This is a genomic window from Synechococcus sp. R5-15, from assembly GCF_047462035.1.
Taxonomy (GTDB): Bacteria; Cyanobacteriota; Cyanobacteriia; order Thermostichales; family Thermostichaceae; genus Thermostichus.
Genome location: NZ_JANSIK010000141.1, coordinates 1 through 23,561, shown reverse-complemented (window position 1 = coordinate 23,561; position 23,561 = coordinate 1). Strand labels below are relative to the sequence as shown.

Annotated in this window: 18 protein-coding genes and 1 tRNA gene; 13 read left to right on the top strand and 6 right to left on the bottom strand. The window is 56.9% G+C overall.

Annotated elements, in window-relative coordinates:
- Positions 1-303: 303 nt before the first annotated feature.
- The 4 genes from NW839_RS11650 to NW839_RS11635 form a co-directional block, all read right to left on the bottom strand.
- Positions 304-1,902, bottom strand: coding sequence for a DUF6930 domain-containing protein (locus NW839_RS11650; RefSeq protein WP_414351240.1), 1,599 nt, complete (start codon positions 1,900-1,902; stop codon positions 304-306).
- Positions 1,903-2,091: 189 nt separating this feature from the next.
- Positions 2,092-2,164, bottom strand: a tRNA-Thr gene (locus NW839_RS11645).
- Positions 2,165-2,247: 83 nt separating this feature from the next.
- A complete protein-coding gene (locus tag NW839_RS11640) occupies positions 2,248-2,943 on the bottom strand; it encodes a TPM domain-containing protein (RefSeq protein ID WP_414351270.1) in 696 nt (231 codons plus the stop codon).
- Between the two features lie 260 nt (positions 2,944-3,203).
- Entirely contained in the window at positions 3,204-4,307 is a 1,104-nt protein-coding gene (locus tag NW839_RS11635) for an FAD-binding oxidoreductase (protein WP_414351242.1), read from the bottom strand.
- A 536-nt stretch (positions 4,308-4,843) separates the two neighbouring features.
- Here NW839_RS11635 and NW839_RS11630 point away from each other — a divergent pair.
- From NW839_RS11630 to NW839_RS11620, 3 genes are all read left to right on the top strand, one after another.
- Entirely contained in the window at positions 4,844-5,860 is a 1,017-nt protein-coding gene (locus tag NW839_RS11630) for a cytochrome c oxidase subunit II (RefSeq protein ID WP_414351244.1), read from the top strand.
- 77 nt (positions 5,861-5,937) lie between these two features.
- Positions 5,938-7,644, top strand: coding sequence for a cytochrome c oxidase subunit I (gene ctaD / locus NW839_RS11625; protein WP_414351246.1), 1,707 nt, complete (start codon positions 5,938-5,940; stop codon positions 7,642-7,644).
- 126 nt (positions 7,645-7,770) lie between these two features.
- The gene (locus NW839_RS11620) at positions 7,771-8,382 is read left to right on the top strand and encodes a cytochrome c oxidase subunit 3 (RefSeq protein WP_414351249.1); all 612 of its coding nucleotides are present in this window, start codon (positions 7,771-7,773) and stop codon (positions 8,380-8,382) included.
- On the opposite strand, the gene holA is transcribed toward NW839_RS11620, so the two are convergent.
- Positions 8,370-9,362 carry a DNA polymerase III subunit delta gene (gene holA / locus NW839_RS11615; RefSeq protein ID WP_414351250.1) on the bottom strand — a complete coding sequence of 331 codons (993 nt, stop codon included), beginning with the start codon at positions 9,360-9,362 and terminating at the stop codon, positions 8,370-8,372. The genes NW839_RS11620 and holA overlap by 13 nt on opposite strands.
- 855 nt (positions 9,363-10,217) lie before the next feature.
- Here holA and NW839_RS11610 point away from each other — a divergent pair.
- From NW839_RS11610 to ispD, 5 genes are all read left to right on the top strand, one after another.
- Positions 10,218-11,633, top strand: a complete 1,416-nt coding sequence (locus NW839_RS11610; protein WP_414351251.1) for an IctB family putative bicarbonate transporter — start codon at positions 10,218-10,220, stop codon at positions 11,631-11,633.
- Positions 11,634-11,783: 150 nt separating this feature from the next.
- On the top strand, positions 11,784-12,122 hold the full coding sequence (locus NW839_RS11605) for a P-II family nitrogen regulator (protein ID WP_011430352.1): 339 nt from the start codon (positions 11,784-11,786) through the stop codon (positions 12,120-12,122).
- Between the two features lie 154 nt (positions 12,123-12,276).
- Positions 12,277-13,689 carry an ammonium transporter gene (locus NW839_RS11600; protein ID WP_414351252.1) on the top strand — a complete coding sequence of 471 codons (1,413 nt, stop codon included), beginning with the start codon at positions 12,277-12,279 and terminating at the stop codon, positions 13,687-13,689.
- Between the two features lie 314 nt (positions 13,690-14,003).
- Positions 14,004-15,374, top strand: a complete 1,371-nt coding sequence (locus NW839_RS11595; RefSeq protein WP_240527655.1) for an ammonium transporter — start codon at positions 14,004-14,006, stop codon at positions 15,372-15,374.
- Between the two features lie 45 nt (positions 15,375-15,419).
- Positions 15,420-16,127, top strand: a complete 708-nt coding sequence (gene ispD, locus NW839_RS11590) for a 2-C-methyl-D-erythritol 4-phosphate cytidylyltransferase (protein WP_414351273.1) — start codon at positions 15,420-15,422, stop codon at positions 16,125-16,127.
- A 761-nt stretch (positions 16,128-16,888) separates the two neighbouring features.
- Here the strand turns inward: ispD and NW839_RS11585 are convergent.
- Complete coding sequence (locus tag NW839_RS11585) at positions 16,889-17,365, bottom strand: hypothetical protein (protein WP_414351257.1); 477 nt, start codon at positions 17,363-17,365, stop codon at positions 16,889-16,891.
- A 367-nt stretch (positions 17,366-17,732) separates the two neighbouring features.
- Here NW839_RS11585 and cobM point away from each other — a divergent pair, with 367 nt between their 5' ends.
- The 5 genes from cobM to sufU all read left to right on the top strand — a co-directional run bounded on the left by cobM (position 17,733) and on the right by sufU (position 23,494).
- Positions 17,733-18,533 (top strand): precorrin-4 C(11)-methyltransferase, encoded by an 801-nt coding sequence (gene cobM, locus NW839_RS11580; protein WP_414351259.1) that lies wholly within the window; start codon positions 17,733-17,735, stop codon positions 18,531-18,533.
- Positions 18,534-18,721: 188 nt separating this feature from the next.
- Complete coding sequence (locus tag NW839_RS11575) at positions 18,722-20,803, top strand: tetratricopeptide repeat protein (protein ID WP_414351261.1); 2,082 nt, start codon at positions 18,722-18,724, stop codon at positions 20,801-20,803.
- A gap of 38 nt (positions 20,804-20,841) precedes the next feature.
- Entirely contained in the window at positions 20,842-21,669 is an 828-nt protein-coding gene (locus NW839_RS11570; RefSeq protein ID WP_414351264.1) for a sulfurtransferase, read from the top strand.
- Positions 21,666-22,844, top strand: coding sequence for an NAD(P)/FAD-dependent oxidoreductase (locus tag NW839_RS11565; protein ID WP_414351267.1), 1,179 nt, complete (start codon positions 21,666-21,668; stop codon positions 22,842-22,844). Before NW839_RS11570 ends, NW839_RS11565 begins: the two co-directional genes overlap by 4 nt.
- 167 nt (positions 22,845-23,011) lie before the next feature.
- Complete coding sequence (sufU, locus tag NW839_RS11560; protein WP_011434254.1) at positions 23,012-23,494, top strand: Fe-S cluster assembly sulfur transfer protein SufU; 483 nt, start codon at positions 23,012-23,014, stop codon at positions 23,492-23,494.
- The last annotated feature ends 67 nt before the right edge of the window (positions 23,495-23,561 follow it).

The window sequence follows — 23,561 nt, the reverse complement described above, 5'->3', positions numbered from 1 at the left end:
CATCAAAGCGCATTCCTCCCGGCACTGACCCTACGGGTACAGTGCGGGGCTCCTGCGATTTCTAGCTGAGGGTCAATACCAGAGCCCCCAGATGATAGGGCCACTGTATGCTTTGTCGAGATGCTTTGTCGAGCTATTTTGCCGGTCAGCACCCAGGAGAGAACCAGAGCCAAGATAGCGTGGATCCCTGGAAAAACCGAATCACCGCCCGGTAAACCTGCCAGAGCATAGAAAGAAGGGATCCCGGCTGGGAGAAAGTTGCTCAGGTTACCAGCAGCACCTAACCTGCCTCCATCTGGACGGTCAAGGCAAGTGCAATTGTCGGCTAATCCGCACCATCGGCCCCAGTCCCAGTCCCGTTGGGTTCAAAGCCTGCATCTCAAACAAGGCCAGAATGTGGCGCACTTGCAGCTCTGGGCGCGTAGAATTCACCCCCATCGCCACCACCAAGCCGCAATAGCCACCCGTATCCCGGCAACGCCGCTCCCAGCGCTTGCGAGCCATGGAGTGAACGGGATCATCTTCGGGAAACTCTCCAAACAGGTGCAGATCGCGATTGCCCGTTTGCACAATTTCCAAGTCGTAGCGATCGCCATCGAAGGGATCCACCCCTGTGTTGAAACAAACGCCTTGCGGCCCACCTTCCCCACGCAAATTCTCGATGAGCTGCTTTGCTTTTGATCGAGAGGTGCGCACAATCACCACCGGCAGCCCTTCTCCATTTTTCACCAGCTTGCTTTGGGGGAGGGGATGCCATTGCCCCGTGCGCCGCAGCATTTCCACCGTTGTCCACGGCAAGACCCCCAAACCTATCTGCGCCCCTTCCGGCACCAAATCATCCCGCAGCAGGGTTTGGGCAGGTTCTTCCTCCTCCCCTTCCAGCTCCAGCAGCTCTTCGGCCACGTCCGGCAGGGTGCGCACCTGCACCGAAAGGGTTGTCCCCTTCTCTTGGGGGTTGGGAATGCGGTACCGGCCTTGATAGGGTCGAAAGTCATCTTCCAGCTTGCGGTGGTACTGCTTGAAGAAGCGATGCAAGGCTTCCAAGGCCACCGATAAGGCCGCCGCCTCATCCTCCTGCAAAGTCACGCGCAAGCCTTCCAGGGGGTGAATGGTGCCGAAGTTCGGCTCAATTTCCTCGGGATCCAACTCTGCCAAGTCCAGATCCGGCAGTTCGTTGAGTTCAGGATTGCCAGCTTGGAAGGTGAGATAGAGACAATCTTGTCTGAGGAAAGCCTCCTCCATTTCTTCGGGAGTGGCCGGCTGGGCCGCATCCTGGCGAAACTGTTTAAGAGAGGGCAGCGAGCGATAAAAAAGCACCCCATACTCCATGCCCAACCGCCCCATCACCGAGACATAAAGGGTTTGGATGTCCCAGTGATCTAGGTCGATGGCCAAGATTTGGTGATCCTCTAGGTAATCCCAGGGAGCATCTCGCCAGAGGGTAAGGGCTTTGCCGGCCAGCAACTCAACATAGTGTTCCGGCAGAGGGGGAGGGATCCGCTCGTTGGCCTCTTCAAAGCTCTGCAGGATCTCGTCGATCAGAGGCAATTCCGGCTGGCATTCCACCTTAATGTCCAGCTGGTGCAGAATGCCGCGCAAGAAAAATTGCACCTCTCGATCCCGCACGATGATCTTCTGGGGGCGAGCAGGTGAGGCAGCATGGGGCCGCTCCATGGCCACAATCAAGGTTCGCACCATCGGCTCAAAGCCAGAATCGGCGGACACCACTTCCATGGCCCGTACCACGCCCTGAACGCCATCTACCCAAAGAATGCACTCCCCCTCTGTCTGGGATCCCATGGGTGGCGATCCTGAGAGCTTGTGGCGATCCCCTTCCCACACCGAGGGCACCTGGGGCAGCTTTTGCAATCGACGAACCGTAGCGGCTGGGAGACCGGACATAGACATCCAAGGAGAATCAGGAGAACAACCCAATCGGCTGAGTAGGTATGCCAAACTGAGCAGGGAACGGCCTTGGCCTTTTGCCGGTAAGGCCCAGGGCTCCCGCTGAGGCCGATCTAACCACCAGTGTAGAAGCTGAGTTCTGCTTCAGGGAGAGGAGACGGCAGAGCCCAGCTCTATAGCAACAAAAGCTGATGGTCAGATTCGAACTGACGACCGCTCGATTACAAGTCGAGTGCTCTACCAACTGAGCTACACCAGCAATTTCTGCTCACCGATTCTAGCATTTGTCCCCTGCGAACTGGGGCTCGCAGGGAAGGACGCCCAGCCGACTTCACGAGTCAGCTACTGCTGATCCACTGCCGGGCGAGCAATGGGAGCTAGGTAGATCACCAAAGCCCCTGCCAGAAACCCCAAGACGTTGCGCAAGACCGGGATCCAATCCTGAGTACGTGTGACCACCGGGCCGATACCGAAAGCCCCGAACAGAATGAACCACAGGGGAGAAATGAGCAAGGCCCAACGCCAGTTAAACAGCTCCTCCGCATGGCGGGGCTTGCCGGCAAACCCAAGGACAATCCCCCCCAAAATCGAGGTCACCAGCGTCAGGATCCACTGCTCTTGAGGCAGGCCGGGCACCACGCGGCAGCCCCCCTGATGAAAGCAGCGATCCAAAACATCCACGGTCTCTAAGATGGCGCGGTGGGTGCCGTGCTCCCGCACGTAGAATTGATTGCCAAAGCGAGATTGCAGCTCAATCCAAAAGGTACGTGGCAAGATCTCGCGCACAGCATCCCCTACATTAAACGCCAGTAAGTTGCCCCCCCTGGGATCCGCCACCATCAGAACGCTGCGCTCATTCAAGCCCCAGTATTCCTTCACCTGACGACCCGGTGTTTGGTCGAACTGAGTCAGCACCCGCAGCTTCCAGCCGGTGTCTTGCTCTAACTTGTTCAGATGCTGGGCCAGTTGAGCTTCCTGATTGCTGGTCAACTGATCCGCTAAGTCCAAGACCGGCACAGGCGGCTGGGGCAACTCCATCGGCACCACCGGCAGGGCAGGTTGCGCCCAGGTCAGGGATCCCCCGCCCACCGCAATCAACAGCCCAAGGCAAAGGCCCACCCCAACGCGGAGTATCCGCTGCCACTCGATGCTCATGCTGATCCCTCTCTTAGCTTTGACGCTGAGATACTGAGAAATGATGTTAAGAAATGTTTCAATTTCTTATAGATCTATCATGCACCGGAACAAGACGTTTGGCCAGAGGGATCCCGAGGAAGCAGCGGTGGCGAGGGCGATGTTTATATCAAGCTGGGGCTGAAGGTGCCGGCAGGGTCAAATTGCTGCTTCAGCTTGCGCATTAGGCTGGCAGCCGGGCCAAAGTCATGGGCAAGAGCCTTCTTCAGAGCCGGCGGAGCCTCCAGAAGCAGGAGAAATCCGCCTGCGGACTTGAGGTAGCGCTGCAGTTGCATTAGGGATCCCACTTCTGGCTGAACCAGCCAAGCCCGCCCTAGCCCACAGCCTCGGTGCAGTTGCACCTGAGCCCCAGGAAACAGGGTTTGAAACTGCTCCAATGTTGCCAGGCTCTGATTGGGCAGGCACCCGAACTTGGCCAGCACCGCCCCTGAGCCGGGTTGAGGCAGGGGCAGAGAGTCGGGATTCACTTCCTGCAAAGTCAGCCCTGCAGGGGCCAGCCGCCGCGTTTGGGCCATCTGTTGGGCGATTGCTCGCTCCGAGCCGTGAAAGCTGAGCCAAACTTGGGATCCCTCTGCCCTCAGCCAGAGATCCACCCCCACAGGGTTAACGGGGCCGGTCAGCACCTGCCGACACAAAACCTCCAGCTCCGGCAAAGATCCTATGGCCAGCAAAGCAGACTGAGCTGCCGGCAAGGGGTAAAGCCGCAGGCTCACCTGGGTCAAAATTCCCAAGCTGCCCAAGGATCCGGTGAACAGCTTCATCAGGTCATAGCCAGCAACATTCTTGACAACCCGCCCGCCCGCTTTGGCCACTTCCCCATCCGCCCGCACCCAGGCTATGCCCAGCAGCAAGTCGCGGATCCCGCCGTAACGCCAGCGCAGAGAACCCGTATCGGCAGTGGCGATAATGCCCCCCAGGGTAGCCCGCTCCGGATAGAGGGGATCCACCGGCCACCATTGCCCCCGCTCGGCCAAGATGTGTTGCAGTTCCGCCAAAGTCATGCCAGCTTCCACCGTGACGGTGAGATCAGCAGCCGCATGGTCGATGAGCCGGCGTAAGCCACGTGTGCTGAGAACCAGATCCACCGGCTCCACAGAGTGGGCCCAGCCCCACTTGCTCCCCTGCCCCAGCGGCAGCACTTTCCGCCCTTGGCACTCCTTTAAGATTCCGGCCAATTCCGAGACCGTTGATGGAGTCTGGATCGGCAAGGGATCCCCTGGATCAGATAGCAAGGTCGCCAGTGAATGGGGAGAAGACATTGGGGAAAGCGAAGCAGAGATTAAACAGAAGCAGAGATTAAAGAGAGAAAACCTGTCCAAACCAGCCCAATTGCGGGGTTATCCCACCCTACCTCAGTCTACAGCCAGCAAAAATCTCAGCTTGGAGAGATGACCCTCAACCAGAGCCAGCCTTCAATGTGGTACCGCCCTTACACAGGTCTGCCGAAAATCTCGGAACCAAAGCTCCGCCTCGTCACTGCTCACCCTGAAAGATCCTGAAGAGATCCATAAGCCTGCAGGGTTTCTCTCTCCCGCAGACTACTATCTGATACTAGTGGAGAAGCCGTGCGCAGCGAAGCAGACTCTACAATCGGAAAACTTTGTAAACTCCATAAACAATGCAAACAAAAATAAAAAACGGCAACAGTAAAAAACGACGGATTAAGTTGAGCAAGGTAGTTTGCAGACGCTGTGAGCAGATTATCTGCTAGGATGGACGCTCTTTGTATTGGGGAAAAGCAGTCGTGAGTGCGATTAGCAACATCATCTTGGTGGGTATGGGGATCCTCCTGACCCTTGCCAGCCTTTGGTACGGGCAAAACCACCATCTGCTTCCCGAATCTGCTGCCGAATCAGCCCCCTTGTTCGACAGCCTCTTTAACAGCACCATAACCATTGCCACAGGGATCTTTTTGGTGGTACAGGGTGTACTTCTCTACTGTATTGTCCGCTACCGCAAGCGGCGAGGCGACAAAGGCGACGGGGATCCCAGCCACGGCAATGTGCTGCTGGAGATCGTGTGGACGGCGGTGCCGGCGGTGATCATTCTTTGGTTGGGCTTGGCCAGCCTAGATGTCTATCAAGCTGTTTACGGGGGTGCTCATGTCGGCGGCCATATCCACGCGACCATGGCCGCGACCATGGCGATGGAGGCTTCCCACGAAGCTGAGGAGGGGGATCCCGGCTACGCCTACACGCCTGCGGTGCTACCCGGGAAGGAGATGGGCCAGCCGGATCTGGTCGTTCAAGTTCAGGGCATGCAATATGCTTGGATGTTCACCTACCCGGATTCCGGCCTGGTGGCCAGCGAGCTGCACCTTCCTCTAAACAAGCGGGTGCGCTTGGATATGACGGCTCTGGATGTGAACCATGCCTTCTGGGTGCCGCAGTTTCGCCTCAAGCAGGATGTGATCCCGGGCCGAGAGACCCACCTGGAGTTTGTGCCTACCCAACTGGGGCAGTACCCCATCATCTGCGCAGAGCTGTGCGGCCCCTATCATGGGGTGATGGCAGGGCAATTGTTTGTGGATACGCCGGAAGACTTCGAGCGCTGGCAGCAGGAGCAAGTTTTGGCCGCCCGTGGCGAGGGCAGCACCTTGGCCCTCGTTTCAGATTTCTCGCCAGTCCATCCCTCTCCTCGGCCAGGCTCCCCTGAGGCCGAGTCTGCCTTTGCCCATGTCCACCACCAGCGTTTGGGCGTCTCCCCCTCAGATTTGAAGTCTCTCCAGTCCCATTCTGGATCCCTTCCTTCCGCAGGCTAGCCGGGATCCCCAACATCCCTTTGGCCTGCGCTTGTGGGAACAACATTCTGCCAACGCGATATAGGAGCTTTTGTGCAATGACCCAGCTGCAAGACAGCCCAAGACTTGTTGCTGCACCGAAGGTTGAACTGGAACTTCCTGCTGAGCCTTGGTGGCGCTTCTTTACCTTCTCCACCGATCACAAGGTCATCGGGATCCAGTACTTGGTGACCACCTTTTTCTTCTACTTGGTGGGAGGGGCGCTGGCGACGGCAGTACGGGCAGAGCTGGCTACTCCAGAGGCCGACTTTCTCGGCTTTGAGCGGTACAACGGTGCCTTTACCCTGCACGCCACGATCATGATCTTTTTGTGGATCGTGCCTGCTTTGGTGGGGGGCTTTGGCAACTACCTGGTACCGCTGATGATTGGGGCGCGGGATATGGCCTTCCCCAAGCTGAATGCAGTGGCCTTTTGGCTGGTTCCGCCCACAGGGATCCTGCTTTTGGCCAGCCTGTTCATAGAGGCTCCGGCTGCCGGCTGGACTTCCTACCCCCCCCTCAGCTTGATCAGCGGCAAGGTGGGGGAAGAACTCTGGATCCTGAGCATTTTGTTGGCAGGAACCTCTTCCATCCTGGCGGCGGTTAACTTCATCACCACCATTCTGAAGATGCGCATGCCCGGCATGAAGATGGAAGACATGCCGCTGTTTTGCTGGGCCATGCTGGCAGCATCTATTCTTACCCTCATTGCAACACCGGTTTTGGCCGGTGCATTGATTTTGCTTAGCTTTGACCTCTTGGCAGGCACGGCCTTTTTTAACCCCAGCGGCGGCGGGGATCCGGTGGTCTACCAGCACATGTTCTGGTTCTACTCCCACCCGGCGGTGTACATCATGATCTTGCCAGTCTTTGGCATGATCTCGGAGATTTTGCCGGTGCATGCCCGCAAGCCCATCTTTGCTTACAAAGCCATTGCCTATTCCAGCTTGGCCATCTGCTTTTTGGGGTTGATCGTCTGGGCGCACCACATGTTCACCAGCGGCACCCCTGACTGGATGCGGGTGTTCTTCATGATCGCCACCATGGCCATTGCCGTTCCCACTGGGATCAAGGTGTTTAGCTGGCTGGCCACTTTGTGGGGCGGCAAGATCCACTTCCGGTCGGCCATGCTGTTTGGCATGGGCTTTGTCTCGATGTTCGTGATCGGCGGCTTGAGCGGGATTATCCTCGCCTCGGTGCCCCTGGATATCCACGTCCACGACACCTACTTTGTGGTAGCCCACCTGCACTATGTGTTGTTTGGGGGCAGCGTGTTCGGGATCTATGCCGGTATCTACCATTGGTTCCCCAAGATGACGGGGCGCATGTTGAATGAGTTTTGGGGACGGGTACATTTTGTGCTGACCTTCGTCGGCTTCAACATCTGCTTTCTGCCGATGCACAAGCTGGGCCTGATGGGGATGCCCCGCCGCGTTGCCCAATACGACCCGCAATTTGCCGATCTGAACTGGATCAGCTCGGTGGGGGCCTTTGTTCTGGCCATTTCCACCCTGCCCTTTTTGGTCAACGTCATCTACTCTTGGGTGGCCGGGCCAAAAGCTGGGGATAATCCTTGGCAGGCCCTGACACTGGAGTGGACAACTTCTTCTCCCCCGCCCCATCACAACTTCTATGGGGATCCCATTCTGCTAACTGGCCCCTACGACTACGGCTTGCACAGCAAAGAGACGCTGGACTACTTTGCTGCTCAGTTGCAGAGCGTGCGGGAGCTGGCACTGGCGGAAGCGGAGCCTACTTCTTCTTAGCAGGCCGGATGCCCGGTGGGCGGCTGATCCCCTGCTCACTGGGTATTCCAGTCTTGGCTGGGCTGCTTGTACAGCCTCAAGAAGTCTCAGGAATTCAGGAATTCAGGAATTTAGGTGGAAAGGAATATGCAAGGATCCCTTGCCTCTGAAACGCTGATGGTTGGCCACTCAAGGGCCCACACTGCCCACGCTGAGCACCCGGATCATCGCGTCTTCGGCATCTTGATGTTTTTGGTGGCAGAAGGCTGCCTATTTTTGGGGCTTTTCATGGCCTACCTGGCCTACAGCCTCACCGCTCCTGTCTGGCCGCCGGAGGGAACCCCAGAGCGGGAATTGCTTTTGCCTGGGATCAACACGGTGATTTTGCTCTCCAGCAGCTTCGTCATTCACAAAGCTGGGTCGGCCATCAAGGCCGATGATGTCAGGGGTCTGCGGCTGTGGTTTGCCCTCACAGCGCTGATGGGGGCGGTTTTCCTGGCAGGGCAACTCTATGAGTACAGCAACCTGGAGTTTGGCCTCACCACCAATTTGTTTGCCAGCACCTTCTATGTTTTAACGGGGTTTCATGGTCTCCACGTGATGGCAGGGTTGCTGTTTATTCTGGCGGTGCTCTGGCGCTCCTTTAAACCCGGCCACTACAGCGCCCAACATCATTTTGGCGTCGAAGCTGCCGAGATCTACTGGCACTTTGTGGATGGGGTTTGGGTTGTGCTGTTTATTCTGCTCTACTTGCTCTGAGCTCGGCCTTCACCCAATATAGCCACGATTTGGATCAGCGCTTCTTGAAAGGCATCTCGTTCCGGCTGTCCTTGCTTGAGGTTGTATTCCAATTGCAAAAGCTGCTGCATTGCTTTCAGTAAAGCTGTGGTCTTCAGGGATCCCACCTCTTTTTGCAGAAAGTAAACCCGATTGGGATTCCCGATTTCTGCTTTCTGGGCGATGACCTTGGGATCCCGTTCTCCCTGATCCAGCAGCAGCCGCACCCATAGCCAGGTGCGAAATTGGCCTACCAACACCGCCAGAATCCTCAGGGCCGGCTCGTTGTGATCCAGCAGATGGGTCAAGATGCGTAGGGCTTGTTCCAGATTCCCTTTGCGCAGGGATCCCGCCAATTGAAAGCTGTTGTAGGCGCTGGCGGGAACTAACGCCTCGACTTGTTCAGGAGAAATGGGATCCTGTTGACCTGCCGTAAACAGGGCCAGCTTTTCCAATTCCATCGCCAAGCGACGGGAGTCATTGCCCACCGCCTCGGCCAATTTCTGGGCGGCTGCCGGGCTGAGGGCCAGATCCCGTTGTTCAGCTTCCCGCTGCACCTGCTGGAGAATGCCCTCCTCATCCCAAGGGGCCAGTTGGGAAAACTCGCGGACAATGGCCGTTTTTTTGAGGATTTTGGTGGATTTCAGGCGCCCATCGGGTTTATTGCTGGTGGTCAAGAGCAAATGGGTGGTGGGGGGCAACTGGGCCAAGGTTCGCTCCACTTCTTCCCACAGATCTTCCGGGCAATGGTGGGTGAGTGTTGTCTCTTCCAGCCAAACCAAGCGGGCGTTGGATCCCAGCGGCGGGGTCATGGCTTGGTTGAGCCCGGCAACCGTGGATTCCGGCGGCAGGCGATCGTAGTTAAAAGCTGCCCAGTGGGGATCCAGCACTTGATCCCGCAACTGCTGTACCGCCTGCATCAGGCGATAGGTGTCATCTCCCCAGTACAGGTAAACGGGCACGCTTCGACCGAGTGATTTACAAGATGCTTTTCCCCTACTTCCTCCATTTTGCGTAGGTCAGTTCCCCTTGTCTAAGCGGTTTGGCTGGGATCCCTGCTCAACTTGGTGGAGGGAGTCAGTCCAAGTGAAGATACCGAGCCCAGCTTGACTCAAAAAGTAAAGTTCTGTATTCCCACTGAAGAGGTTTCGTAGACCTTCTCCTACAGTTGAATTAGGAGCAGAGACTGCAGGGTTAAAGATTATGGATGGCATTGGCGAGTTTGAGTATAAGATGCAAATCTTAGCCCGTTGCATGGGATCTGCCCTAGGGCTGGGCCGTCCTACTCGTATTCAGATTCACTATTCCAACTCCAATTCCCAGAACGCAGTTAGAGCCAAGGAAGGTTGGTCTGGATCCCGCTTAGGCGATCAAATCCCTTCTCCTAATGCCGAAGGTGAAAGAGGATCTCAAGGTCAAGTGTTAGCCTGTGTTGCCTGAAGAATCTTTTGAGAATCGGTCTGTGGTAGGTCAGGAGATCTTCGATTGCGGCAATCCAACATTTGATTGAAGATTGAGATAGAGCTTTTTGTAGTTTTTCCTGCTGTTCTTCTTTGCTTTTTACAGAGACTTGTTCTTAAGATTGAAAACCCAACTTTGATAACTCTTCGATGCCTTTTGTCTTGTAGAGTCTTGTGAGTCAGCCGGTTCTTTGTTTTTGTTGAGGGGTACTTTGTCCGGCTGGCGCGATAAGAGGTTGCGCTCTTCTTCGTTGTCTCTTTGCCTCTGGGGATATAGACTAAAGCTTTGTCCCGCTGGTGAAACCAGTAGGATGACTTGAGGTGTGGGGATTTGGGCCCAACACGCCCCAGAGGATTATGGAACGAGCAACGCAACTGTGGCAGGGTTTTCTGCTGCGCGACTTTCCCATCAAGGCTTGGTGGCAGGGAAGCCTTTTGGGTCGTCTATTGGGATCCCTGCAAAGTTGGGGGAAGAGCAGCATATTGGTTCAAACTTCCGACCGGATTGGCCTGGGGCTAGTGCTGCTCTACTGGATTTTCTCTGCACACAGCTCCACCGGCATCCTGGGCCTGATTTTGCTGGCTATGGCTGCTCTGGTGGGCCTGTGCGCTTTGGTGGAAATGCCGATTGGGCTGCCGCTGCATCTGCCCCTGGTCCTTTTCTGGGGAATTGCCACCTTGGCAACGATTCTCTCTCCGGTTGCCTACGCAGCACGGGATGGCTGGCTGAAGTTGACTCTCTACCTGGCTGGTTATCTGTTGTTGCATCGTCTGCTGCGCAAACCCCAATTCCGAGATGGGATCGTTGGATCCCTGCTTTTGGTCAGCTTGGTGATGGGGATCCATGGCCTGCGGCAATACTTTTATGGGGCAGCAGAACTGGCCACCTGGGTGGATCCGGAGTCGGGCTTGGCAGGTCTGACGCGGGTGTACAGCTATCTGCGCAACCCAAATCTGTACGGGGGCTACTTGATCCCGGTCATTCCTCTGGGGCTGGCCGCCACTTGGATTTGGCCCAGTTGGGGGGCGAAACTCCTGGCCGGGTTTACGACGGCGGTGAACCTGATTTGCCTGTTGCTCACCTACAGTCGTGGCGCCTGGATTGGGGGGCTGGCCATGCTCACCCTGATGGTCGTGCTGTTGGCACAGTGGCATTCTGTCGATTTGCCAGCCCGCTGGCGGCGTTGGGCCTTGCCGGCCCTGTTGGGCGGAGGGGGGGCTGCTCTGTTGCTCGGGATCCTGACGGTACGCTCCCTGCGGCTGCGGGTGCAGAGCCTTTTTTGGGGGCGGTTGGATACCAGCAACAACTTTCGCCTCAATGTCTGGGCGGCGGTGCTGGAGATGATCCGCGACTTTCCCATCTTGGGGATCGGCCCCGGCAATGTTGCCTTTAACCGCGTCTATCCCCTCTACCAACGAGGCAACTTCAGCGCCCTTGGAGCCTATTCAGTGCCGCTGCAGCTCACCGTAGAGACTGGCTTCATCGGATCTTTAACTTTCGCCTGGTTTCTCTTGGTGCTCTGGGATCACGGCTGGAGATGCTGGAAAACTTTGCTCAACTTGCGGGATCCCCAGGGTCTGTGGGTGGCAGCAGGCTTGGCCGCTTGCACCGGCATGATGGCCCACGGCTTGGTGGATACCATCTGGTATCGTCCCCAGGTACAAATGCTGTGGTGGCTTGCGGTAGCGCTTATTACAGCCAGCTTGGCCTCTCTCAGCCCTCAGCCGCTTACAGATGCTGGTGAGACGCCAGTGGGGACTTCCTCCCGTTAAGGTAGCTTAAGCTTGGCCTTCCGGTCTTGACGGGAGCAAATCCAGAGTGGTAAGCATCTTCAGTAGGAGATAAAAATGTATCTGTTTTTACAATTTGCAGGTGTCAGTAGTGTTAGAAATTAGCGGAATTGTCCGGGGTGCAGGAGGCAAATGAAAAAAATCGAGGCCGTAATCCGGCCATTCAAGTTGGATGAGGTCAAAATTGCTTTGGTCAATGCCGGAATTGTCGGCATGACTGTAAGTGAAGTACGGGGTTTTGGCCGGCAAAAGGGACAAACCGAGCGCTATCGGGGATCCGAGTACACGGTAGAGTTCCTACAAAAGCTGAAAGTGGAGATCGTGGTTGAAGATGACCTGGTGGATACGGTGGTGGAGAAGCTGATTGCAGCGGCTCGCACCGGCGAAATCGGGGATGGCAAGATTTTCATCAGCCCCGTCGAAAAAACCATCCGCATCCGAACTGGCGAGCTCAACCAAGATGCCCTATGAGAAGGGATCACGTTCAGGGTTTGGGTTGCCCGGCCTGAGCCTCGTGTGAGTTTGCTTCATGTCTCTTTTGCTGTATATCTGATGAGGTGTTCTTGCCCTACTTTTCGGGTAATGTGTTGCGAGAAGTACTGTCACTTTAGGTGAGTCGAAAAGCATGAGTACGACAATGATCCAAAAGCTCAAGAGCCAGGTGCCCCAGTGGCTTTGGCGACCGGCCAAGTGGAGTCTGACTGCCGCTCTAATGGCTGCGCTGGTTTTTCTATTCGGCCAGGGAACTGCCTTTGCTCAAGAGGCCGAGGAAGTTCAGAAACACGCTGACGTTGTTTGGACGATCGTGGCAGCAGCCTTGGTGTTCTTCATGCAGGCGGGGTTCGCCATGGTAGAGACGGGCTTTACCCGCGCCAAGAACGCCGCCAACATCATGATGAAGAACTTGATGGACTTCTGCATGGGCTGTTGCGCCTTCTGGTTCATTGGGTTTGGCCTCATGTTCGGCAAAAGTACTGGCTTCTTCGGCACTGACTGGTTTGCTTTTGGCTGGCAGCAGGCTTACGAGGCAGATGGCTGGCCCTTTACTTTCTTTGTCTTCCAGATGGTGTTTGCCGCCACTGCCGCCACCATTGTTTCCGGAGCGATGGCAGAGCGCACCAAGTTCTTGGCCTACTTGATCTACTCGATCGTTATTTCTGGGCTAATCTACCCCATCTCTGGGGGTTGGGCCTGGAACGGGCTGTTCGGCGACTACAACGGCGGCACAGCCGGCTGGCTGGAAAATCTGGGCTACATCGACTACGCCGGGTCGGGGGTGGTGCATTTGGTAGGGGGCGCTGCGGCCTTGGCAGGTGCGATCGCGCTTGGCCCTCGCATTGGCAAGTACGGCCCCAATGGAGAGCCGCGGGCTATTCCCGGCCACAACCTGCCGCTGGGGATGTTGGGGGTGTTTATCCTCGCCTTGGGCTGGATCGGGTTTAATGCCGGTTCCACCACTGCAGCCTCTGTCGATATTGGCTGGATTGCCATGAATACGCTGCTGGCAGCTTCGGCTGGAGCAATTGGGGCGATGTTCACCTCTTGGGTTCATTTTGGCAAGCCGGATATGACCTTTGCCGCCAACGGTGTCCTGGCCGGCTTGGTGGGGATCACTGCCCCTTGCGATAGCGTCCATCCTTTGGGTGCTCTGATCATCGGCTCGGTGGCCGGGATTCTGGTGGTGATTTCGGTGGTGATCCTGGATACGGTGCTGAAAATTGATGACCCGGTGGGCGCGATTTCGGTACACGGCACCTGTGGTATCTGGGGGGTGTTGGCAGCAGGGATCCCCTTCTTTGCCAATGCCAACTATGCTGAAGAGGTCACCTGGGCCCAATTTGGGGTACAAGTGGTGGGCGCTCTGGCCTACTTCCTCTGGCCCTTTATTACCTGCTTGATCCTGTTCTTTATCCTCAAGGCTGTAACCGGCCTGCGCACCAGCGCCGAGGAAGAGATCGCCGGTTTGGATGTGGGCGAGCATGGCAACGTGGCCTACCCCGACTTCGTTACTGCTGCCACCGATTCGGAGCAATCTTGAGCCGTTGTGCTCGGTCTGACCTGGGGTTGCCGGATCGGAGCATTGCTGAACTGAGCATCAAATGAGCATCAAAAGGGAGGGTCAGGGCTGGCCCTCTCTTTTATGGCTTGCTGATGTATTTGGTGGCATTGGTGTAGGTGGTTACGGGTAGGAGGGGAGAAATAGCTCAAAATCGAGGTGTGGGACTTGGAATCGAGATGAAAAGTCAGATAGGTGAGACTGTTTTCTCTCGTCTTCGGCAGGGGATCCTTTTGGGTTTGAGGACAGGGGGGAAAGTCCTGCTGGGGGTTGGAGCTTTGCTGGGGTTGGGAAGTTTGGTTGCCCCGCCTGCTCTGGCCCAGACGGATCTCACGGCTCTGGAACAGGCTCTCCCACCCGAGGCTTGGGCTGAGCTACAAACCTTACTGAAAACTCAGCAATACCATGCCGACATCGTCTGGACAACGGTGGCCGGGGCGCTGGTGTTTTTCATGCAGGCGGGCTTTGCCATGGTGGAGGCGGGCTTCACGCGGGCTAAAAATGCTACCAACATTGTCCTGAAGAACCTGATGGACTTCTGCTTCGGGGCCTGCGCTTTTTGGTTTTTGGGGTTTGGGCTGATGTTCGGATCCCATGTGGCCGGTTTTTTGGGCACCAACTGGTTTTTTTTCAACTGGCAACAGGGAGCTGAAGCCGGCAGTCAAAACGATGCTTGGCCTTTCACGTTCTTCTGTTTCCAACTGGTGTTTGCCGCCACCGCTGCCACCATTGTCTCCGGGGCAATGGCGGAACGCACCCGCTTTTTGGCTTATTTGATTTACTCCATCGTCATCTCTGGGGCGATCTACCCGATTTCCGGGGGCTGGGCCTGGAATGGCCTGTTTGCCGACTACAACGGTGGTACAGCCGGCTGGCTGGAAAACCTGGGCTACATTGACTTTGCCGGGTCGGGGGTGGTGCACTTGGTGGGTGGGGCTGCAGCTTTTGCGGGAACTTTGGTGTTGGGTCCGCGCTTGGGCAAGTATGGTCCTAATGGGGAGCCGCGGGCTATTCCCGGGCATAGCTTACCCTTGGGCATGTTGGGGGCGTTGATCCTGTGGCTGGGCTGGATTGGCTTTAATGCCGGCTCTACAACGGCAGCGATTCCTGATATTGGCTGGATTGCTTTCAATACCTATTTGGCCGGGGCGGCAGGAGCCATCGGCGCTCTCTGTACTTCCTGGGCCATTTTTACCAAGCCGGACATGACGTTTGCAGCCAATGGGACACTGGCGGGGCTGGTGGGCATTACTGCTCCTTGCAACACTGTTCATCCTTTGGGGGCAATCCTTATCGGCTCGGTGGCCGGGGTGTTGGTGGTGTTGTCGGTGCTGTTTATCGAGGGCACCTTGAAGGTGGATGACCCGGTGGGGGCGGTGTCGGTACATGGGGTGTGCGGCGCTTGGGGGGTCATTGCTGCAGGGATCCCGTGGTTTGCCCATGCGGAAGCGGGGGTGACTTGGGCGGTGTTGCCGGTACAGATTCTGGGGGTTATTGCCCTGGGAGGATGGTCTTTTATCTGTTGTCTGGCTTTGTTTTTGATTTTGAAGGGCACCATCGGTCTGCGCGTCTCGGCAGAAGAAGAGTTGGCCGGCTTGGATATTGGCGAGCACGGCAACATTGCCTACCCTGACTTTGTCACTGCTTCGGGAGAGTTGGAAGGTTGAGTTGAGCAGTACACTGGGATCCGGTTGAATGCGCTTTTGGATCCCATGCACCTTCTGATCCCGGCGGCTGGCAGCGGCAAGCGAATGGGGGCTGCGGTCAATAAGCTGTTGCTGCCGCTCTTGGGTCAGCCGATTTTGGCTTGGACGTTGCAGGCTGCGGATCGAGCCAGCTCCATCGAGTGGATCGGCATTCTCTCCCAACCCGGCGATTGGCCGGCCATCGAGCAGATCCTGGCGGCAATGGATCTGTCCACGCCGGTGCAGCTTTTACGAGGGGGGGCGACGCGGCAGGAGTCGGTTTACAGGGGGGTTGAGTATCTCTATAACCTGGGAACAGTAGAGCGGGTGTTGATCCACGATGGGGCCCGCTGCCTAGCTACCCCTAAGTTGTTCGATCGCTGTAGTGCTGCTTTGCAGCAGGTGGATGGTCTCATCGCGGGGATCCCTGTCAAGGACACGATTAAAGTCGCTGAGGCAGGCCCAAAAGGGATCCAAATTCAGTCAACCCCAGAACGCAGCCGGCTGTGGGCAGCGCAAACGCCGCAGGGGTTTTGCCTGTCGATGCTATGGCAAGCCCATCGGGAGGCTCTGGCCCAGGGTTGGCAGGTAACCGATGATGCAGCCCTATTCGAGAAGCTGGGTTGGCCAGTCTACATCGTCGAAGGGGAGGAATCCAATCTGAAGCTAACCACCCCCCTGGATGTGTTGCTGGCCGCACAAATCTTGCAGCAGCGTCTCGGACCAGCGCGTTAGCTCAATTCAATCCCGGTAGGGCCAGTCTCAACCTTGGGAATTAAAAGTAGGGAGGAAGAAATCTAGGTTCACTAAGAGCACTTTGATCACCCCATCTCTTGTGGTCCGTTGGAAATGAAAATGATAAGTCTGGCTGTTTAGAATCTAATGCACCCAAGACACCTGAAACCAAGCAAAAGATGAGATTAATGCACTTTTCACTTTCTTCATAAACTTGCCGTTCTGAGAACCGAACTACAACCCAGCCTCTATCCGCTAGATAAGCATCACGCTTACTTTGCTTAGGATCATTCACAGTATGGGCTGGCCTACACAGATTACCTTCAAGAAACCATGGCTCATCAATTTCAATGTCAATGAGTAAAACGAGTGATCTTTTTCCATCTCTAGATACCTGCATTGCGATATCAGGGGTATAGCACCGGACACTAGACTGCTCTATGCTAACAGCTGACCTCTCTGGAAGCAGAGTAACTTTAAAGCTATCTCTCTCTAGACTTTCCAATTGTCTCATCAAAGCATTTCGAAGGAAGTTATCAAATCTTCCGCAGCGAGCATCAGAAACTGTATCAGGATACTGGACCCTTTGATTAGCAATAAGCTCCATAGCCTGATCTCGGTGTTCTCTTTCAATGCCTTCGCACTCTGCTTCCCACTGCCGTAGAGCTTCCTGATATTTCTCCCAATGCCTTCTTCTGATGGACGTACACTCTTCCTGCCACCGGCGCAGGTCGGTCTCTTGGTATCTCCTCAGGTTTTCTTCATGGATTTTTTTTGAGATCTTCGCACTCTGCTTCCCACTGCCGGAGGGCCTCTTGATGTTCTCTCAATCTTTCTTGGTAAGCTTGTATAAGAGCTTCACATTCTGCTTCCCACCGTCGCAGAACTTCCTCATATTTCTGTTGATGAACTCTCCGGATCTCTTCACATCTTACTTGCCACAAACAAACCTCTTCGTAATATTTATTCAGTTTTTCCTGGTGAGCTTGTTCAAGGGCTTTGCATTCCGCTTCCCAGCAACGCAGAGCTTCTTCATGTTTCCATATTTTTTCTGCTCTTTCTCTCTCATATTTTTCTTTTCGCTTCTCGTATGTCCATGATTCGTAGAGAAAACGTGCTAGCGCTGCAATACCGACAATACCTGCTAAAACAACCAATTCTGGAGCCTCCGCAATAATCAAGGTAATGAGCACAGCAACACCAGCACCAGTTGCCCATGCCGATTGCAGCTTGCCCATCAAAGGCTGGGGTAGCTCGGGTAGATTTGGCCTAACAGGGCGTTCCGGCATTCGAGGTAGTTCAGGTTCCGTTGGGCGCTCCGGCATCTGTGGCGGCTCCGGCTCCAGCGGACGGGCAGGCATCTGTGGCGGCTCAGGCTCCGGCGGGCAAGGTGGGAGATCTGGCCCCCTCAAGAGGAGAGCAATCGGCTGGGGTAAAACAACGTAGGGATAATAGTCTTCCCGAACGTACCTTAAGATGGGATGCGAGTGCCTGTCGTGATCTTGCATGCTTGAGCCTCCAGATAAGTTCCCTTGGAATCCAGTTTGAAAAGACTTTGGAAAAGGGATCTTCAAAGAGGCCCTTGAAGGGGTAGGAAGCAAGCAAATGCGCGAACCGACGTCGTGGCCTGTCTACATTGTCGGGGCTGGCCCCGGGGATCCGGAGCTGATTACCCTGCGGGGGCAAAGACTGCTGGCGGAAGCCGATGTAGTGTTCTACACAGGTTCTTTGGTGCCAGAGGGAGTGCTGGCCCATTGTCGCTCTGGGGTTGAGGCCATTGACACCCGCTCCTTCACGCTGGAAACGCTGCTGCCGCAAATTGTGGAACGGGTCAAGGCGGGGCGGCGGGTGGTGCGGCTGCAGGATGGGGATCCCTGCCTTTACGGCGCTCTGCACGAGCTGCTGATCCGGCTGGCGGAGGCAGGGATCCCTTTTGAGATCGTGCCGGGAGTAAGCGCCTTTCAATTGGCAGCCGCCCGTTTGCAGGTGGAGTTGACCATACCCAAGTTGGTACAGACGATTATCCTCACCCGCGCCAGCGGTCGCACCCAAGTACCGGAAGCGGAAGCCCTGGCCGGTCTGGCAGCCCACCGCGCTTCTTTGTGTCTGTATCTGAGCGCCCGCCACGTAGAACAAGCGCAGGCAGATCTGCTGGCTCACTACCCCGCCGATACCCCGGTTGCCGTTTGTTATCGCTTGGGTTGGCCGGACGAACAGATCTGGCTGGGATCCCTGGCCGAGATGGCCGCCCTCACCCGGCAAGCCGGCTTAGAACGCACAGTGCTCTATCTCGTCAGCCCTGCCTTGAAAGGCTTGTCAAGCTCCAGATCTGCCCGCTCGCGGCTCTACAGCCCTGACCACACCCACCTTTTCCGTCGCAAAATGGGCCAGCAGCCCCGTTTGTAACAGGCTCTTTCAGTATATTGACGGACTCCGGCAGATTGAGCACAATGAGGCAGCAAGATGAGGTCAGAGGCCTTGACTTCTGGCGAGGGGGTACTCGTTTTTGCCGAGAGAAGTGGATCCATCTTGGATTGGAGTTGTTACAAGACCATTTTTTCACTCTCTAACTTAACTTTGCGAACTCTAACTTTATGGCTGGCTCATCTGCTGCTCGCAGCGTGGAAACCCTGATCAAGGCTCTGCAGAAGGCCCTGGCCCCCCTGCCAACCCGTTCGGCCCTGAAGCAAGATGTCCTTTACCTCATGGTGGATCTCCCACGGCAGGGGATGTTTAGCCGCTCTATGGTGTTGCATCGAGTTGCCAGCCAATTGGGGGGCTTGCCTGTGCAGGGAGTTAGCCAACTGGTGGTGTACGGTCGGCTTCAGGGGGAAACACAGCCGCAGTGGAAAAAAGTCTTCTACTTGTCCTCTGGGGAAAGCAGTGCCGATGCCACGCAGATTGTATTACCGGGCACCAAGATTTCTGAGATCAAGGTGCTGGAGGCCCAAAAACCTGTTGTGGATCCCGACCACAACTCCGATTTTCGCAAAGTTAAAACTCTGGGGGCACCGGTTCCCAAAATTCAGAAAGAGCGCTGGCCAGAAGCGGCTCCAAGCCAGGCCTCGGTTGGCCATGCCCCTTCCCAAGACGGGATCCCGACCCCTCTGCCTACAACTGCTCGCCCCAGTTCTCCTATCGACGTTCTGGCCAACTTTCCGACACTTGATCAATGGTTGCACAGGCCTGCTCTAAGGCCCTTCTTGGGGGGAGCTCTGGCTTTGTCTCTCCTGCTGGGGGCTGGGTTGGTGGTGCGCTCTTTTGGGCAAGCCGATGTTCCTGCCCGAGCCAGATCGCTGGGGCTGGGGATCCCGCTGTTGATCTTGGCTGCAGGGGGGGGCTGGCTGGGTTGGCAAGGCCGGCGTGCCATCAACACCTTTGAGCGGGAGGGATCCCAGGATCCCTTTACAGAAGGGCTGTCCTTTTTACAGGCCAATCCAATTCCTGAGGCAGTGGAGCGGTTTCAGGAGGCTGTGCGGCAACAGCCAGATCACGTAGAGGCCCACGTTGAGCTGGCCCATCTGTTGGCAAAAACCAACCGACTGCAGGAGGCATTGAGCCACTACCAACAGGCCAAACACCTGAACCCGAACTGGAGCGGCATCAACACCCACCTGGTGGAAACCCTGAAGGCTCTAGCACGGCAGTGGCTGGCCCAGCATCAGCCGGATGAAGTTCTGGCCCACTTACCCGAAGCATTCCCCCTCACCCAGGGATCCGCTCAAGCCGAGATCTTCAGCCTGCTCGGCCAAGCCTGGGCAGAGAAGGGCAACTGGGCAGAAGCGTTAGCTCAGCAACAAAAGGCCCTGGGGCTGGATCCCCACTTCAGCGAGGCCCATCTTTGCGTTGCTCAAATTCGCCTCAAGCTGGGGCAATGGGACGAGGCCATCGATTCCTGTTGGGCTGCTTTGGAGTTGAATGATCGCCTGGGCCTGGCCCACGCCGTGATGGGACAAGCGCTGATGCGCAAAGGTCAGTTAAAAGCGGCAATAGCAGCCTTCCGAACTGCCCTCAGCCTGGATCTCAGTCCTGAGTTGGCAGCCGGTGTGCGGGTGGATCTGGGTTTGGCAATGGTGCATGCAGGTCATCTGGCTCAAGCCAGCCAGGAGTTCAGCCAGGTGATCTTCAATGGCCAGTTCAAAAGACAGCAGGCTCGCGCCTACTACGGCTTGGGCCTGGTGTTGGCAAGCCAAGAGCAATACAGCGAAGCTGTGAAGAACTACCGGCGGGCTTTGGAGCTGGCCCCCGATCTGCACGCAGCGATGGCCGCCACTGGCCTAGCCTACTTGGGGCCCAAACAACGGGATGCCTCTGGGCGCAAGTTCATCCAGCCCCAACAGTTGCAGCAGGCTATGCAGCAGTTTGAACAGGCCCTCCAAGGAGATTCAGAGTTGCCGGAAGCTCACTTTGGCCTGGGCGAAGTGGCGCGCATCAAGGGGGATCTAACCTCGGCGGAGGCCAGCTATCGACGGGCCATTCGCAGCAATGGCAGCTATGGAGCAGCTCACTATCGTCTGGGATCCATCCTTGCCCGCCAAGGCAAGCTGGAGCAGGCCATTGAACACTTTCGCTCGGCTTTGGAAATCGCTCCCAACTTCTCCGAAGCCAGAGTGAGCCTGCAACGGCTTCTCTCCAAACAGATGGAAGAGGCCCATACCGGCCTACTCGTCCCGTAAGGTGGGATAGGATCTTCCAGTTAAGGTTCTCTCAACCCATGACACCAACGCCAGGTTGGGTGGTCAGCCCTGCAACCGCCATCCAGCTCATCCAACAAGGGGCAACGCTTCTGGATGCACGCAGTGCGGAATTGCAAGCCGACGGGATCCTGAAGGGTTCAATTCCGGTGAACTGGACGGAGTTTACTCAGCCAGAGGCTGCCAACAGCGGCAAGCTGTTGGCAGATGATGCCCTTCTCACCGAAAAGCTGCAGGGCCTTGGCGTGTTTCAGGGGCGTCCGGTGGTGGTGGTGGCCGATCCGCTGCGGGGTTGGGGAGAAGATGGCTGGATCGTTTGGATGTTGCGCAGCTTGGGTCATCCCCAGGCGGTCATGGTGGACGGGGGCTATCCGGCCCTGGTGAAGGAGGGAGTGCCGACCACAGCCCGACAAAGCGCCGACAAACTGCAACGGGGCGACTTTGTAGTGCGGCGAACCGACCGGTGGGAGATCGACCGGGACACTCTGCGGGCCAGCCTTGGCTCCGACCGTGTGGCCATCCTCGACAGTCGCGAAGCCCAAGAATACAAGGGAGCCACCCCCTATGGTGAGGCGCGCGGTGGACACATCCCCGGCGCTGTGCATCTCTGCTACAAGGAGCTGATGGATGCGGCGGGATCCCTATTGCCGCCCGATGAAATTCACGCCCGCCTGCAAAAAGCCGGGATCCCTCCGGAAGCCGAGATCATTGCCTACTGCACAGCTGGGGTTCGCTCCGCTTGGGTCACGGTGGTTTTAACCCATTTGGGCCGGCAGGCCAAAAGCTATTCCGGTTCCATCCTGGAATGGGCAGCCGGGGATCCCCAGCGGTTCCCGCTCCAGCCATGAGGGGATCCCTGCCCACTGTGATCTTGGCCGGATGTGGCTATGGAGCCATCGACGCCTTGCGGGCGCTCAAAGGGCAGGCACGGGTGATCGCCATCAACCCCTATCCCTACAGTGTTAATTCAGGCATGTCCACGCGGCTGCTGAGTGGTCGGTTTTCTCTGGAGCTGGTGCGGATCCCTTTGCTGGAGCATATTCAAGCCAACGGCGCCCAGTTTTTGCCGGGGCGAGTCACCCACATCCAACCCGAAGCTCGAACCCTGACCCTGGAGAGTGAAGCCGGGATCCAAACTCTGGCCTACGACTATCTGTTGGTGAATGTGGGCCAGGAGTTGCGCACCATTGATGGGATCCAACATGCCTTCACCATTCGACCGGCAGAACAATTGGTGGCCGCCCAAACCTGGATCCGGCAGTGCTGGCAACGGGCAGCCCAGGGGGATCGGACGCCGGGTCTGTTGACCTTTGTGGTGGCAGGGGGAGGCTGTACCGGCACAGAGCTGATGGGGGAACTCTACGATCTTTGTCGGCAGATGAGCGCAAAAACAGGGATCCCCTTGGCTCAAGCCCGGCTGATCTTGATCCATCGCCAGGCCCATCTGGTCGAGGGCTTCTCGGAACCCTTCCGCCGGGCGGTGGAAAGGGAAATCCGCCGTCTGGGGGTGGAAATCTGGGCCGGATGTCAGGTGAAAGCCTTTGGGCCGGAGCACGTGTGGCTCTCGGATGGCACCGAGTTGATGGCTCAGACTCGCCTGTGGGCAGGTGGCTTCCAGGCGCCGGCCTGGTTGAGCACCTGCGGCTTGCCGACAGGGCCGACGGGATCCCTGCTCGTGGACAAATACCTGCGGGTGCAAGGCTCAGAGCACATCTTGGCGGTGGGGGACTGCGCTGACTTTGTTTGGGGATCCCGCCTCTTGCCCAAGATCGGCGTGTACGCGGTGCGCCAGGGGCCAATTGCAGCCCAAAACCTGCTGCGGCTCATCCGCGGCCAACCTCTGATCCCCTACCGACCGCAGGCCACGGTTTTTGTTTGTGTAACGGTGGGGAACCGCGTTGCCGTTGCCGAGAAAGGCAGGCTGGTCTGGCGCGGCTATTCAGCCACGGTGCTGAAGAACTTTTTTGATTGGCTGTACATGCGCAAACTTAAGCCCCTGCGCTGGCAGGAGTTTTTCTACTGACTCAAGCTCTACCAAGAACGGGGTTAAGATCAAAACCAGATGGGCCAGGTCGGGCTCGCTTCCCAAATCCTGAATATCTGAGAACTATGGCTATTCCCGGCGGCAATGGGCTATGAGCGGATCGACTTTTGCCGACCGGCCAGAGCAGCGACCAACCAGGAGCAACAATGCCTCTAGATAACCTGCGCGGACTCTATCAGCAAGTCATTCTGGAGCGGTACAAAAAGCCCCACAACTTCGGCAGAGTGGATCCCGTCCACCGCCACCAACGTGGCCACAACCCCTCCTGTGGCGACACCATCGACCTCACCTTGCAACTGGATCCCAGCCAGGAGCGGATTGTCGATATCAAATTCGAGGGGGCAGGCTGTGCCATTGCCCTGGCTTCTGCCGATCTCATGGCGGATGCGGTGCGGGGGCGCACCATCCCCGAAGCTCTGCAGTTGGTGGAGCGCTTCCAAGCCATGATGCGCGGTGGCGAAGAGTTCCCGCGGGAGCAACGGGCTTTGAACGCCATGAAAGGGGTAGCCCAATTTCCAGTGCGCATCAAATGCGCCAACCTGGCCTGGCATGCGCTCAAATACGCGCTGGAATCGCCCGAACCCCAGGCCAATGGGTCGGCCTTTGTGAGCAACGAAAACACCGACTGACCAAAAGGCGCGGCAAGCCCCGTCCTTCAGGGCGGGGAAGGATAGCGCCGACCGTAGCCGACGCCCT

What these genes read in the sequence shown, in the direction of transcription:
- NW839_RS11650 (WP_414351240.1), bottom strand. Translation starts at nt 1,902, where the DNA reads ATGTCCGGTCTCCCAGCCGCTACGGTTCGTCGATTGCAAAAGCTGCCC.
- NW839_RS11640 (WP_414351270.1), bottom strand. Translation starts at nt 2,943, where the DNA reads ATGGAGTTGCCCCAGCCGCCTGTGCCGGTCTTGGACTTAGCGGATCAG.
- ctaD (WP_414351246.1), top strand. Translation starts at nt 5,938, where the DNA reads ATGACCCAGCTGCAAGACAGCCCAAGACTTGTTGCTGCACCGAAGGTT.
- NW839_RS11620 (WP_414351249.1), top strand. Translation starts at nt 7,771, where the DNA reads ATGCAAGGATCCCTTGCCTCTGAAACGCTGATGGTTGGCCACTCAAGG.
- NW839_RS11610 (WP_414351251.1), top strand. Translation starts at nt 10,218, where the DNA reads ATGGAACGAGCAACGCAACTGTGGCAGGGTTTTCTGCTGCGCGACTTT.
- NW839_RS11605 (WP_011430352.1), top strand. Translation starts at nt 11,784, where the DNA reads ATGAAAAAAATCGAGGCCGTAATCCGGCCATTCAAGTTGGATGAGGTC.
- NW839_RS11600 (WP_414351252.1), top strand. Translation starts at nt 12,277, where the DNA reads ATGAGTACGACAATGATCCAAAAGCTCAAGAGCCAGGTGCCCCAGTGG.
- ispD (WP_414351273.1), top strand. Translation starts at nt 15,420, where the DNA reads ATGCACCTTCTGATCCCGGCGGCTGGCAGCGGCAAGCGAATGGGGGCT.
- NW839_RS11585 (WP_414351257.1), bottom strand. Translation starts at nt 17,365, where the DNA reads ATGGGCAAGCTGCAATCGGCATGGGCAACTGGTGCTGGTGTTGCTGTG.
- cobM (WP_414351259.1), top strand. Translation starts at nt 17,733, where the DNA reads ATGCGCGAACCGACGTCGTGGCCTGTCTACATTGTCGGGGCTGGCCCC.
- NW839_RS11575 (WP_414351261.1), top strand. Translation starts at nt 18,722, where the DNA reads ATGGCTGGCTCATCTGCTGCTCGCAGCGTGGAAACCCTGATCAAGGCT.
- NW839_RS11570 (WP_414351264.1), top strand. Translation starts at nt 20,842, where the DNA reads ATGACACCAACGCCAGGTTGGGTGGTCAGCCCTGCAACCGCCATCCAG.
- NW839_RS11565 (WP_414351267.1), top strand. Translation starts at nt 21,666, where the DNA reads ATGAGGGGATCCCTGCCCACTGTGATCTTGGCCGGATGTGGCTATGGA.
- sufU (WP_011434254.1), top strand. Translation starts at nt 23,012, where the DNA reads ATGCCTCTAGATAACCTGCGCGGACTCTATCAGCAAGTCATTCTGGAG.